Annotated in this window: 10 protein-coding genes and 1 pseudogene; 6 read left to right on the forward strand and 5 right to left on the reverse strand. The window is 54.1% G+C overall.

Annotated elements, in window-relative coordinates:
- Window positions 1-59: 59 nt before the first annotated feature.
- The 5 genes from ACQE3D_RS11230 to ACQE3D_RS11250 form a co-directional block, all read right to left on the reverse strand.
- Entirely contained in the window at window positions 60-284 is a 225-nt protein-coding gene (locus ACQE3D_RS11230; RefSeq protein WP_313727899.1) for a FeoC-like transcriptional regulator, read from the reverse strand.
- The gene (gene feoB / locus ACQE3D_RS11235; RefSeq protein WP_313727898.1) at window positions 281-2,587 is read right to left on the reverse strand and encodes a Fe(2+) transporter permease subunit FeoB; all 2,307 of its coding nucleotides are present in this window, start codon (window positions 2,585-2,587) and stop codon (window positions 281-283) included. Before feoB ends, ACQE3D_RS11230 begins: the two co-directional genes overlap by 4 nt.
- The gene (locus tag ACQE3D_RS11240; RefSeq protein ID WP_064031681.1) at window positions 2,584-2,817 is read right to left on the reverse strand and encodes a FeoA family protein; all 234 of its coding nucleotides are present in this window, start codon (window positions 2,815-2,817) and stop codon (window positions 2,584-2,586) included. The genes feoB and ACQE3D_RS11240 overlap by 4 nt, the downstream gene beginning before the upstream one ends.
- Before the next feature lie 83 nt (window positions 2,818-2,900).
- On the reverse strand, window positions 2,901-3,359 hold the full coding sequence (locus ACQE3D_RS11245) for a hypothetical protein (RefSeq protein ID WP_313727897.1): 459 nt from the start codon (window positions 3,357-3,359) through the stop codon (window positions 2,901-2,903).
- Window positions 3,340-4,944: a SulP family inorganic anion transporter gene (locus ACQE3D_RS11250; RefSeq protein ID WP_313727896.1), complete on the reverse strand. Its 1,605-nt coding sequence runs from the start codon at window positions 4,942-4,944 to the stop codon at window positions 3,340-3,342. Before ACQE3D_RS11250 ends, ACQE3D_RS11245 begins: the two co-directional genes overlap by 20 nt.
- A gap of 341 nt (window positions 4,945-5,285) precedes the next feature.
- Between ACQE3D_RS11250 and ACQE3D_RS11255 the strand changes: the two genes are divergently transcribed.
- The 6 genes and pseudogenes from ACQE3D_RS11255 (at window position 5,286) to ACQE3D_RS11280 (ending at window position 13,276) form a co-directional block, all read left to right on the forward strand.
- A complete protein-coding gene (locus tag ACQE3D_RS11255) occupies window positions 5,286-6,674 on the forward strand; it encodes an OpgC family protein (RefSeq protein ID WP_313727895.1) in 1,389 nt (462 codons plus the stop codon).
- 552 nt (window positions 6,675-7,226) lie between these two features.
- On the forward strand, window positions 7,227-9,365 hold the full coding sequence (locus ACQE3D_RS11260) for an HAD family hydrolase (RefSeq protein ID WP_313727894.1): 2,139 nt from the start codon (window positions 7,227-7,229) through the stop codon (window positions 9,363-9,365).
- 15 nt (window positions 9,366-9,380) lie between these two features.
- On the forward strand, window positions 9,381-10,232 hold the full coding sequence (locus tag ACQE3D_RS11265) for an HAD-IIB family hydrolase (protein ID WP_313727893.1): 852 nt from the start codon (window positions 9,381-9,383) through the stop codon (window positions 10,230-10,232).
- Entirely contained in the window at window positions 10,225-10,662 is a 438-nt protein-coding gene (locus ACQE3D_RS11270) for a hypothetical protein (protein ID WP_313727892.1), read from the forward strand. Before ACQE3D_RS11265 ends, ACQE3D_RS11270 begins: the two co-directional genes overlap by 8 nt.
- A gap of 12 nt (window positions 10,663-10,674) precedes the next feature.
- Window positions 10,675-11,019: pseudogene (locus ACQE3D_RS11275) on the forward strand (GGDEF domain-containing protein); the annotation flags it as partial.
- 301 nt (window positions 11,020-11,320) lie between these two features.
- Window positions 11,321-13,276: an alpha-amylase family glycosyl hydrolase gene (locus ACQE3D_RS11280; RefSeq protein WP_313727891.1), complete on the forward strand. Its 1,956-nt coding sequence runs from the start codon at window positions 11,321-11,323 to the stop codon at window positions 13,274-13,276.
- The last annotated feature ends 143 nt before the right edge of the window (window positions 13,277-13,419 follow it).

The raw sequence follows: 13,419 nt of genomic DNA on the forward strand, positions 1-13,419 counted from the left end.
GGAGAATCAGGCGGCGAGCGCGTTCTGAGCGCGGTACGCTATGCGCGCGCGAGGCAAGTTCAGTCTACCCATTCGTAAATTTCGGTCAGTAACGGATCGCATTTGCAGCAACTGCCGCTAGCACAGTTCGAGCCGTTGCCGCTCAGTCTGACCTTGCCTTTACTGATCCATTTGCCCAGCATGCCGCGTATTGCGTCGGCGTCCATATGGAAATGCAGGACCATGTCGTTCAGCGTGGCGCGTTGCCGTTGCTGTAAATAACCGCGTAGGTCGGACAAGATCATGGCAGGACTCCTTCGGTTTGGTGATTGCCGACATAGCGCAGGCCGGCCAATATGCCCAGAAAGATCAGTGTCAGCCCGGACAACCAGCTTAACGTGGCTTGCGGATGCTGGTCGTATGTCATGATTTGGTAAAACAACGTCGCGGAAAGATAGGCGATGAAGGTAGTCCAGCATACGGTAAACAGCGCCCACCCGCCGTTGGTTTCTTTGTAGATCGCCGCCGTCGCGGCCACGCAGGGCGCGTAAAGCAGGATGAATACCAAGTAGGCGAAGGCGCCGATTTTGCCGTCGAAATGACTTTGCATGACCGCGAAGGTATCCAGTTTAACCTGTTGTTTCTCGGCGGCTTCGGCTTGGTCGGCACTGGTCGCGATACCGAGGCCCAGCGGGTCCAGCAAGCGATCGGCGACCGCGGCCAAATTGTCCGGGACGGTTTGCAGCGCTTCGCGCAATGCGGTGCCGAGGTCGAATTCTGTTGCTTCGCTGTCGCTAGAGCCGGCCGCCATTTGGCTGTAGAGAGCGTCCAAGGTGCCGACCACGGCTTCCTTGGCCAGTACGCCGGTAAAAATGCCGACCGTCGCGGGCCAGTTGTCTTCTGCGATGCCGAGCGGGCCAAACAGCGGCGTCAGCGATTTGCCGATACCGCTCAATATCGATTGGTCGCTGTTTTCGCGGCCGAAACTGCCGTCGCTGCCGAGCGAGTTCAACACGTTCAGCACCAGAACCATCGGCACGATGATTTTGCCGGCATTGACGATGAAGGTTTTCAGGCGCTCCCAGGTTTTGGTGTAAATGCCTTGCAGCGTAGGCAGGTGATACGCGGGCAGTTCCATCAGAAACGGGGTGGGGGCACCGCGCAACAAGGTATGGCGCATGATCAAGCCAGTAACGACCGCGACCGCGATACCGAACAAGTAAAGTCCGAAGACCAGATTTTGGCCGCCGACCGGAAAAAACGCGGCGGCAAACAGCGCATACACCGGCAGCCGGGCGCCGCAAGACATGAACGGGTTCATCAGATTGGTCAGAATCCGGTCGCGTTGGTTGTCCAGCGTCCGGGTGGCGATAATGGCCGGCACGTTGCAACCGAAACCGACGATCATCGGTACGAAGGATTTACCGGGCAGACCTAGGATGCACATAAAACGGTCCATCACGAAAGCTGCTCTGGACATGTAGCCGGAGTCTTCCAACGCGGATAGAAAAATGAACAGAAAGCCGACGATGGGGATGAAGGTCGACACGACTTGGATGCCGCCACCGATGCCGTTGCAAATCAAAACCACCAACCAGGCCGGCCACTGCCAGCCGGTGAGTCGCGCGCCGAGGCCGTCCACCAGCAACGCACCGACCGCTTTATCGAAAAAATCGACAAAGGCGCTGCCGATGTTGATCGTGAACATAAACATCGCGTACATCACCAGTAGAAACACCGGGATGCCAAGAAAACGATTGAGCACCACGCTGTCGATTTTGTCGGTGGTACTGCGCGAGACTTCGTTGAGTTTGCAAACCGCGGCCTGCACCAGTTGATTGACTAGACCGTAGCGCGCGTCGGCGGCGAGGATGTCGATTTCGTCGCCGGTTTCGGCTTCGATCCGCTCGCGTAGCCGATTGACCAAGGGCAACATATCGGGGCCGGCGAAGCGTTTTGCCAGCGTGTCGTTTTCCAACAGCCGCAATGCCAACCAGCGGCTGTCGCATTCCGGATGAATCGGCAATTGGGCTTGCAATTCGGCGACCGCGCTTTCCAGTTCGGCTTGGTATTGGACTTGCAGGTTCGGGGTTGGCGCATCGAGACAGGCCGCGCTGACGATGTCGCGCAACTCTTTGATGCCGCTGCCGGACGCGGCGGTGACCGGCACCACGGGGCAGCCCAGGCGATGGCTCAGTGTTTCAATGTCAATTTTGATGCCGCGTTTCTTGACCGCGTCCATCATATTCAACACGACGATCATCGGTACTCGCATCTCCAGCAGTTGCGAGGTCAGATACAGGTTGCGTTCGATATTGGCGGCGTCGATGATGTTAATGACTAAGTGCGCCTGACGAGACGCGACATAGTCGCGCGCGACTTTTTCGTCGAGAGAGATACTGTCGTCGTCGGATTCCAGAGAGTAGGTGCCCGGCAAATCCACGAGTTCGATGCACTTACCTTGGTGGCGGTATTCGCCGGTCTTTTTCTCGACCGTCACGCCGGGCCAGTTGCCGACTTGTTGGCGCGAGCCGGTCAGCACGTTAAATAGCGTGGTCTTGCCGCAATTGGGATTACCGACGACGCCGACGATGAAATCCGCGCTCATAATTTCTCGATCAATAATACCGAGGCTTCGTTTTTGCGGAGCGACAGCGAGAAGCCGCGAATTTTAATCTCGACCGGGTCGCCCATCGGCGCGAAGCGGGTAATGGTAAATTCAGTGCCCGGCGTCAAGCCCATGGCCAGAAGCTTTTTGCGGTAGACCCCGCCTGATTGGTCAAATCCGACGATGCGGCCCGTATCGCCGGCCGCGAGCGCTTTCAGATAGGTCGACATATTATAAGCTTATTAATAACTGTTCTCATTAAGCCGCAATATAACACACGGTCACGGCAATGTAACAAGCGGATGTCGATAATTCAGATTAACTTACGGGCCGCGGTCTTGGGCGCCGAGAAAATGGCCGAAATGTCCTTGACGAATTCCAGGCTGGCGCCACGCCGGCGGTCCGCCACTCGTTTATCCGCCAACGCCTGTGTGGCTTGGTAAGTCTGGCGGCGATCATTGTGCCAATTGCGATTGTGATATTCCCTCACCAATACCAACTTGTTCTTAAAGCGTTGGCCCTTCAAGGATTTGATGGCTCTCAAGCCGACCTTGTCCGAGTCGATATGAACCAAACCATGGTATTCCAGCGTGTGGGTGGTTTTATCCAGAATGACCAGGATTTCCGCTTTCAGAATGCGCCCTCCGCCGAACAAAAAACGTCGTTTCAAGGCTGGAGCCACGTAGGCTTCCAGTTCCGATAAATGCGTGCTGGCCGGCACGTTACGGATAAACAATATCATCGCTAGCGTTTCACGATGGCTTTCGGACACGGGCCGACAGTTCGGCTCGCCCCAGCGGCTCGGTGGCGGACAGGCCGCGGATTTCGCATCGTCCGCCTTGCGCGATGTAATCTTCCCGGTACTGAGCGATGAATTCCATGACGGTATGATCGATCAACTCGGCTTCGGAAAGGTCGAAGATCAGCGCTCGGCCGTCTTGGATTTCGGTCAGCCAGCTTTTCAGGGCTAGAAAGTTCGAGAACAAGGCCGCGCCGCTGACCTTGACGGTCCAGGTGCCGTCCGTTGCGGTTTCGATATGGTAAGACATCGACAGCAAGCGGCGTAGCGAGACTCCGCGTCCGACATGCAAGGCCACTTTCGCGGCGATACCGGCCAACACGCCGGCCAACAAATTGCTGACCAGAATCGCGGCGATCGTCAGTAGAAATAACAGCGACTGTTCTTTTCCCAAGTCCATGCTTTTCGCGAAGGCTTTCGGCGACGCCAAGCGGAAACCGGTGTAGACCAACAACGCCGCCAGCGACGCCAACGGTATCGTCGCGATCACGCTCGGAAACAGCGCGACGAAGACCAAAAGGCAGACGCCATGGCAAAAATTGGCCCAGCTGGTTTGCGCCCCGGCCTCGATATTCGCCGAACTGCGGACGATTTCGGCGATCATCGGCAGGCCGCCCATGAGTCCGGACAAGGTATTGGCGATGCCGATCGCTCGCAATTCGCGGTTCAAGTCCGAGTAACGACGCAATGGGTCCAACTTGTCGACGGCGGCGGCGCTCAACAGGCTTTCCAGGCTGCCAACCAGGCAAATCGAAATCACGCTTTGCCAAAATGCCAAGCTGGCGATTTTGCCGAAGTCCGGCCAACTGAAGGCCTGGCTGAAATCGGCCGGAATATTCACCAGAAAATCGCTGACGACATCGACATCCTCGGGCATGCGGAAGTCGAGCGGCGCCGGGTGGGCGAGACCGAACACCCGTGCCAGTAAAATCCCGGAGGCGATCACGACGATGGGTGCAGGCAATTTATGCAGCCAGCCATGCTTAAGGTGCGGCCATCCGATCAGGATAGCGATGCCGGCCAGCGCGATCAGTCCGATTTGCGGTACAAAAAAGATTAGTTGGCGGGGTAGTTCGCCGATTCCCGTCAAAATATCGGGCGCGTGGTTTTGCACGCCGGCCATCACCGGCAACTGCTTGGCGATGATAATGATGCCGATCGCCGCCAACATACCGTGAATGACCGACGCGGGAAACAGAGCCGCGTAACGGCCGGCCTTCAAATAACCCAGCGCGATTTGCAACAAACCGGCGCAAACGATGGCCGCCAAGGTGTAACGGTACCCGGCCGCCGGATCGCCGTCGCCCAAGCTGGCCGCCGCATCGAGGATCACCACGATCAACCCGGCCGCCGGCCCGGTAATCGTCAGCGGGGCCCCGCCGATCCGCGATACCAGCAAGCCGCCCACGATCGCCGAAATAACCCCGGACAGCGGCGGAAAACCGGAAGCCAGGGCGATGCCGAGGCAAAGCGGAAGCGCGATCAAAAACACTTGAAAGCCGGCGCTGATGTCGGCCGGCCAATGATTGCGGCTGCCTGCCGCGGTTGGTGTGGTCATGAGTTCTCCATGCGATAAATGGCGGTGAGCGTGGGCGGCGCGAACCGCTGGCGCCGTTCAGTGGGGGATGATAACCACAATTGCGGTCGGGCCGCACGTTTGAATCGATTTCGGACTGGAGTCCATCTACAACGGCATTTACGCCCAACCGATCGGCCCCCGGCAAGACTGGGGGTATTGACTATCGAGGTGTTGCACTTTTGTTTTGAATCCGCCTCCCACAAAAAAGCCGCCGGCCCTGTCGGGAACGGAGGCTGAATGTCTAAAGTCGAGTACGATAAAATGATCGAATCGAAATACTTCGCTAGTCTACTCGTTTTTTATCGAATCACAGGGGCTTTATGGGATTGCCAAACCAATCACTGCCAACAAGGAATATCCAGCTGGACTTTTTTAGGGGCTTGGCGTTGCTGGTGATATTCATCAACCACATGCCCGATAACCCATGGTTTTGGTATACCCCATCTCGCTTTAGCCTCTGCGACGCCGCCGATGTGTTTGTATTCCTATCAGGTTTTGCTTCCGCGTTGGCTTATGGCCGCTGCTTCGAACGCGCTGGACTTTGGCTAGGGTCGATTCGCATCTTGCTCCGTTGCGTACAGATTTATAGCGCGCATCTCGCGTCATTCGTTTTGCTGGCCTTGATTTGCGTGATTGGTAATCGTTGGGTGCCTGAAATGAATGACATTCAACGTCTGAATATCGTCTATTTTTTCGAGTCGACCGAACAAGCACTCTACGACTTGTTTACCTTGGCCTATGTGCCTAACTATTTCGACATTCTGCCCATGTACCTGGTGATGATGGCGTGGCTGCCAATTTTTTGGGCTTTATCGCGCTTGCATGTCGCCGTGGCCTTGGGTTGCTCGCTGGGATTGTATTGGGCAAGCTGGCAATATGGCTGGGAACTGACCGCCAACCCATCGACCGGCCGCCCCTGGTACTTCAATCCCATGAATTGGCAATTGATGTTTTTCACCGGCTTTGCTTTCGGTGCCGGCTGGCTAAGCGTCGGCGTCAGGCATCGGTGGTTGGCGGGCTTGTGCCTTTCGTTGGTATTGCTGTCCATTCCGTTGGGACATGAAGCCACCTACACTAAAGTCTTATTCTGGGGCGAACTGCGCGCAAAATTAGAGCCGTGGCTAAACAAAAGCCACCTCGGCTTGTTGCGTTGGGTGCACTTACTCGCGCTGGCTTACCTGATGCACCGACTATGCAACTGGCGTCCGCAATGGCTGTCGACTGCATTGCCTCTTGCCATCGCTACGATGGGGCAACAATCCTTACCCATTTTTCTAACCTCGATGGTGTTGTCTTACGCCGGCGGCATCGTTCTGGACCAGTTCGGTCGAGAAACGCCTATGGCCGTAGCATTGGTCAACTTGGGCGGTATGGCGTTGTTGCTCCTAATCGGGCAAGTGATGGCTTGGCTGGATACCAAGCCCTGGAAGTACTTAACGTCCGAGGGTCTGCCGCAACGCGAATTTCACGGTGCCTCGGGGCCGTTCGAGGGGCGTTATCGCTGGGCCGGCCAAGTATTGGCGCTGCCTTTCCTGATTGGTCTGGCGGTACTTCCGGCATTATTAATAAATCGACAACACCTTGGGCCAGTCGGTTCTGATCTGGTCGCTCAGACAACGATTCCTAAGGACCAGTCAATACAACCCGTCGAAGTCCTCGTGCCAGAAACTGAGGCCGATAAGCTGATCGATAGTCGGCAGAAGCTTTAACGGTCTATCGACTCATGGAAGCCCACACTGTCCATCAATTTTTCCTTCAGTTGATGATTATTTTGCTGACCACTCGACTGTTGGGCGAATTGTTTACACGCCTACAAAGTCCGGCTGTAGTGGGTGAGTGACTGGCTGGGGTGATCCTAGGTCCTAGTTTATTGGCATGGCTGGAGTCGAGTCAGGTCGTCAAGTTACTGGCCGAGAGCGGCAGCATTTTACGGTCGTTCTAAGTGGGCTTGGATACCGACATCCGCCAACTGTCTGTTCGAGATCGCGATTTTCGGAAAACTTATTGATGCGTGATTTCCGAGTAGCGATGGGTCGGTGCATTTGGCGATAGCAATTATCATGATTCCGCGCGGAGAATTGGGGAGGAACTGGGGGATAATGATATATGCGCCGCATTGGTCATTGCCATAGCCATGACATTTCTGTCAGCTAACTTGTTGAAGAGTTATTACCGCTACATTAACTAAGCCCGTTGCTCTATTTAGGTAAGCATTAGTCTTGGGCGACGCGATAGACGCATGCCGTTCATGGAGCAAAACCATGCAGGAATATGAAAAATCCGAATCCTTGTACATCGTCTTGATCAGCATACACGGCTTGATCCGCGGTCACGATCTGGAACTGGGGCGCGACGCCGATACCGGCGGACAGACCAAATACGTCGTGGAACTGGCCAAGGCGTTGGCAAAACAGCCGAATGTCGAGCAGGTGGATTTGGTGACGCGGCGGATCGTCGACGTTGAAGTCGGCGGCGATTACGCCGAAGCCGTCGAGGCATTGGCTGAAAACGCGCAAATCGTTCGTATCGATGCCGGCCCGGAAGGCTACATCCGCAAGGAAGAGCTCTGGGATCACCTCGACAGCTTTGCCGATAATCTGTTGAGTTGGCTACATGGACAACCGCGCTGGCCGAATGTGTTGCACAGCCATTATGCCGACGCCGGCTATGTTGGCGTGCGGCTTTCGCATCTGACGGGGTTGCCGTTGATTCACACCGGCCATTCCCTGGGACGCGACAAGTGCCGCAGGTTGCTGGCGCGGGGTCTGACAATGGAGGAGATCGAGCAGCGTTACCACATTTCGCGGCGCATCAATGCCGAAGAGGAGACGCTGAGCAATGCCGATTTGATCATCACCAGTACCGGTAACGAAATCGAAGACCAATACGAACTTTACGATTGCTACACGCCGGAAAAGATGGCCGTCATACCGCCCGGTACGGATCTCGACCAATTTCACCCGCCCGCCGCCAGTAATGCTAGCTCCGCGTTTGCAGCGTCGCTCAAGAATTTCCTGTCTCAACCGGATATGCCGATGATATTGGCGTTGTCGCGACCGGACGAACGGAAAAACATCGTCACCTTATTGGAAGCCTACGGCGAATCGCCGCGTTTACAGGCTAAAGCCAATCTGGTGATCGTCGCCGGCAATCGCGACGACATTCGGGAGATGGACGACGGAGCGCAGGGCGTGTTGACCGAGTTGTTACTGGTAATGGATTGTTATGACCTGTACGGTCGGGTCGCCCTACCCAAGCACCACAAGGCGGACGACGTCGCGGACATTTATCGTCTGGCGGCGGCGTCCAAGGGGGTGTTTATTAATCCCGCTTTGACCGAACCCTTCGGTTTGACGCTGTTGGAAGCGGCCACCAGCGGCCTGCCGCTGGTGGCCACCGAAAACGGCGGTCCGGTCGACATCATCGGCAACTGCCAAAACGGTTTGTTGGTCGATCCGCTGGACAAAACCGCGATCGCCGAGGCCTTGCTGAGCATACTCGACAATGACGAGTACTGGCGGACCTTATCGGCTAACGGCCTGGCGAATGTCGTCCGTCATTACTCGTGGGAAGCGCATGCCCAAGCCTATCTCCAAAAAGTGCCGCCGTTGTTGCAGCATTTCGAACGTCTGCCAAAGACACCGCTGGTCGCCACAACCGGCCGGCTGCGGTCGCAGGCTATTTTTACCGCGCTGGATAATACGTTACTGGGGGACGACGAGGGACTGGCGCAATTCGTCAGCCTGATTCGCAAAAAGCGAAAAAAATGCCTGTTCGGCATTGCTACCGGACGACGGCTGGATTCAGTTTTAGCCATTTTTAAGAAACATCGTATTCCAGTACCGGATATTCTGATTACCAGCCTCGGTACCGAAGTCTATTTCACGCCGCAACTGATCGCGGACATAGCCTGGAGCTACCATATCGACCATCTGTGGACGCCCCAGGTCTTACGCCGGGTACTAGGCACGCTACCCGGCTTGACGCCGCAACCCAAGCGAGAACAGAGCCGCTTCAAGATTTCCTATTATTACGATAGCGAGCTTGCGCCGCCGATGGAAGAGATTCTGACTTTGTTGCGCCAAAAGGAACTGTCGGTGAATCCCACGCTGTCGTTCGGGCAATTCTTGGACATCGTGCCGGCTCGCGCTTCCAAGGGACAGGCATTGCGTTATGTCGCGCGGCAATGGGATATTCCCCTGGAGCGCATCCTGGCGACGGGCGGTTCCGGCGGCGATTCCGATATGGTGGCGGGCAATACGCTGGGGGTCGTGGTGGCCAACCGCCACCGCGAGGAATTGTCGAATTTATCTGACATGGAACAGGTCTATTTCGCCGAACACTCCAACGCCTGGGGCATACTGGAAGCCATCGAACATTACGATTTTTTCCATCTTTAGCGGAGCGCCAGCGCCATGATGAATCGTCTTCTGATTTGTACCGACTTGGATCGCACCTTGCTGCCTAACGGTAGTCAACCGGAGTCGTCCGGGGCGAGAGCGGCTTTCGCGCGACTGGTTTCCCGCCCCGAAGTGACTTTGGCCTATGTGAGCGGCCGGCATCGCGAATTGGTGGAAGACGCGATCCGTGAGTACGGTTTGCCATTAGCCGATTGGGTGATTGGCGACGTCGGCACCACGATCTATAAAACCAGCCCCGGAGAATGGGAACCTTGGGTCGCTTGGGAAGAGGATATCGCCGGCGACTGGCGCGGTCTGACGGCGAAGGATCTTCGGCCTTTGTTTGACGATTTGCCGAATTTGCGCTTGCAGGAAGAGGCGAAGCAAAACCGTTTCAAGCTCAGCTACTATCTGACCACGCTCGGCGATATAGAAGCCTTGCGCCAGGAAATGGCGAACCGACTGCACGCACGAAATCTGGCGGCCAGCCTGATTTACAGCGTGGACGAAGCCGCAGCCGCCGGATTGCTGGATGTGTTGCCCGCCCATGCCACGAAACTACATGCCGTGGAGTTCTTGATGCAGCACCAGAATTTCGATGTAGGCAATACGGTATTTGCGGGCGACAGCGGCAACGATCTGCCCGTGCTAATCAGTGGCATTAATGCGATTCTGGTTGCCAACGCGCATGGCGATGTCGTCGCGCAATCCACGGCGCTCGCCGAGCAAAATGGAACCGGTGCCAGGTTGTATTTGGCTAAGGGAAATTTTTTAGGCATGAACGGCAACTACAGTGCGGGAATTCTTGAGGGCGTTTCGCACTTTTTCCCTTGCACGCGGGGTTGGATGGAACAAGCTAATGAGTAATTGGCGCTTTATCCAAAACGACAACAAAACCCCCATTATTTGGTTAATTATTAGTTTTTTAATCAATATTGGTATCGGTATTATTGATTTTAAACTAGGCAGGGAATTCAGTTTCTCAATATTCTACTTAATACCCATCGTATTGGTCACCTTGGCATTTGGTAGGCAGGTGGGTTTAGTATTCTGTGTCTTTGCTACCGGAACCTGGTTTACTGTCGATCAACTGAACAACGCTTCATACTCGCATCCGATGATTGGCTATTGGAATGCCATCATGCGCTTTGGCTTCTTTGTAATGATTACCTGGCTTTTACCTGTATTACAAGAGCTGGAGCGCGAAAAACAAATTTCTCGCATGGACTATTTGACCGGCATTGCCAACCGTCGCTATTTTTTTGAGTTACTGCAAGCCGAGCTTAATCGTTCTTGACGCTATAAACATGTATTCACGATTGCGTATATCGACCTCGATGGATTTAAATGGGTAAACGATCAATATGGGCACTTGATTGGTGACAGGCTTCTATGTGCTTTCGTAAGTCGGGCAAAAAACATGTTGCGTAATACCGATCTCATGGCACGATTGGGCGGTGATGAATTTATATTGTTGTTGCCCGAAATGGGGCAAGATGCTGCAAAGTTTACCGTTGAAAAAATTCAGGCCGGATTATTGAACGAGATGCGTAAAAATAAATGGCCAGTCACTTTTTCCATCGGTGTATTAAGCTACCAAAGCGGCGAAATTTCGGCCGATGAGTTAGTAAAACGCGCAGATAAATTAACCTAAAAAGAGCAGTTTGGCGATGAAAAATCCCGTTCGTCCTGAGCTTGTCGAAGGGCGCGCGGGATTTTTCATTCACCCGTTTGGTGAGTGTATTGCGAGCCGTCCATGCTTCGACGTTGCTCAGCACGAACGGCCCGCAATACACGCCAACTGCCCTTTTTAGGATTAATGTATACAGTAAAAAACAATAGCAAGAACGCAATCGCATATGGGGTTTTTGACTAATAGAATATTTACCGATAGCGTGGCAACCTGATTTATTAGTAGGTTTTTACATCATCCCAACCATGGATTCCGTAACGACATGTATGAACAAGTCTCCCATTCGCTATTGAACGCCATTCTGGATGATCTGAAACCGGAGATTCGTCGCCAGGACCTTCGACACTTTTACACCCGGCTAGGCGCCAATTTTTATGCGATTTATTCGCTATTTTTCACGCTGTACGGTCAGCGGGAGGATTTTAAACCGCAAATGCTGCGGTTGGTGGAAACCATGGCCAAGGGCTATATCGATCGGTCCGCCGAGTTGGAGCGCATCGACATGGAGCGCGAACAGGATCACAACTGGTTCCTGTCGCAGAAATGGGTCGGCATGGCCTTGTATACCAACGGCTTCGCGGAAAATCTGGCCGATCTGGTAAGCAAGACGCCTTATTTCCAGGAGCTCGGCATCAATTTGGTGCATATCATGCCGATTCTGATGTGTCCCGCGGGCAAGAGCGACGGTGGCTATGCGGTCAGTGATTTTAGACAGATCGACGACAGGCTGGGCGATCTGAATGATCTGCGGCGAGTGGCCAAGGAGTTCAAAAAACGCGAAATCCTGCTGGTACTGGACATCGTGATGAATCACACCTCCGATGAGCACGAATGGGCCAGAAAGGCAATCATGGGGGATGAGCGCTATCAGGATTACTACTTTGTCTTCGATAACCGGGAAATTCCCGATATGTTCGAGCAGACCATGCCGCAAATTTTCCCGGAATCGGCCCCAGGCAACTTCATCTGGAATGAGAAGATGCAGAAATGGGTGATGACCGTATTTAACGATTACCAGTGGGACCTGAACTATAGCAATCCCGAAGTATTTATCGAAATGCTGGATATCATCCTGTTTTGGGCCAATCAGGGGGTGGACATCCTACGTTTGGATGCCGTCGCCTTCCTGTGGAAAAAAATAGGTTCTACCTGCCAGAACGAGCGCAACGCTCATTTGATTCTGCAGTTGATGAAGGATTGCTGTCAGGTTACCGCGCCGGGTGTGCTGTTCATCGCCGAAGCGATTGTCACGCCGCTCGAAGTCATCAAATATTTTGGCGAGGATGCGATCATCGCCAAGGAGTGCGAAATTGCTTACAACGCTACTTTGATGGCCTTGCTATGGGATGCTATAGCCACTCAAAATGCCAAACTGCTCTGTCAAGGGATAAAAAACTTGCCGGCGAAACTGGAGCGCGCCACTTGGTTGAATTATGTGCGCTGCCACGACGATATCGGCTTTGGCTTCGACGACAACGATATTCGCGCCGCGGGATACGACCCTCACGCACATCGGCAATTTCTAGTCGATTATTTCAGCGGTCAATTCGAAGGATCTCCGGCCAGAGGCATGGTGTTCATGCGTAACGAAACCACGGGCGACGCCCGTATCAGCGGTTCGCTGGCTTCCCTGACGGGGCTGGAAGCGGGCCGGGAAAACAATGACCAGGGCTTGATCGATTCCGCAATCCAAAAGATTCTGTTATTGCAGAGCCTGATATTGTCCTTCGGCGGTATTCCATTGCTATACAACGGTGACGCGCTCGGCGTCATCAACGATTACAGTTACCGCGACGACCCCGGTAAAAGCGACGACAACCGCTGGATACATCGACCCAAGATTAATTGGGACAGGGCCGAATTGCGCAAAAAACAAGGCACCACCGAATTTGTCCTGTTCAATGCAATGAAGAAAATGATCGCGATCCGTAAGGAAATCTCCGCGTTCGCCGACTTCAACAACCGGGAACTGGTCGACGTCGATAACGCGCATTTATTGTGTTTCATTCGTTTCGATCACCTGCGTCCTTCCGAGCGGGTGATAGTCGTCGCCAATTTCGATGCCAATCCGCAATACCTGGATCTTTACTTGCTCAAAAGCAAAGGCATCAATCCCTACGGGCAATTCGTCGATGTTTACAGCGGCGGCAAGCCGGAGCAATACGACAGACGGGTCGTATTGCAGGGTTTTCAGTTCTATTGGTTGTCGGAAATATAAGGTGCTAGTTAAGTCGGCTTCGAATATTTCATCACCATATCGAGTATATTGACCGAGCAGGCTGAAGGCGTTCTTCACAATACTGTCGACGCTTTACCGATTGTTCGACGATGGAAAATCCTAAGCTTGTTTTGTCCTGCAAC

Source organism: Methylomonas sp. MS20, assembly GCF_050275925.1.
GTDB classification, from domain to species: Bacteria; Pseudomonadota; Gammaproteobacteria; order Methylococcales; family Methylomonadaceae; genus Methylomonas; species Methylomonas koyamae_A.

Coding starts and splice junctions, on each gene's coding strand:
- ACQE3D_RS11230 (WP_313727899.1), bottom strand. CDS start 284: ATGATCTTGTCCGACCTACGCGGTTATTTACAGCAACGGCAACGCGCC.
- feoB (WP_313727898.1), bottom strand. CDS start 2,587: ATGAGCGCGGATTTCATCGTCGGCGTCGTCGGTAATCCCAATTGCGGC.
- ACQE3D_RS11240 (WP_064031681.1), bottom strand. CDS start 2,817: ATGTCGACCTATCTGAAAGCGCTCGCGGCCGGCGATACGGGCCGCATC.
- ACQE3D_RS11250 (WP_313727896.1), bottom strand. CDS start 4,944: ATGACCACACCAACCGCGGCAGGCAGCCGCAATCATTGGCCGGCCGAC.
- ACQE3D_RS11255 (WP_313727895.1), top strand. CDS start 5,286: ATGGGATTGCCAAACCAATCACTGCCAACAAGGAATATCCAGCTGGAC.
- ACQE3D_RS11260 (WP_313727894.1), top strand. CDS start 7,227: ATGCAGGAATATGAAAAATCCGAATCCTTGTACATCGTCTTGATCAGC.
- ACQE3D_RS11265 (WP_313727893.1), top strand. CDS start 9,381: ATGATGAATCGTCTTCTGATTTGTACCGACTTGGATCGCACCTTGCTG.
- ACQE3D_RS11270 (WP_313727892.1), top strand. CDS start 10,225: ATGAGTAATTGGCGCTTTATCCAAAACGACAACAAAACCCCCATTATT.
- ACQE3D_RS11280 (WP_313727891.1), top strand. CDS start 11,321: ATGTATGAACAAGTCTCCCATTCGCTATTGAACGCCATTCTGGATGAT.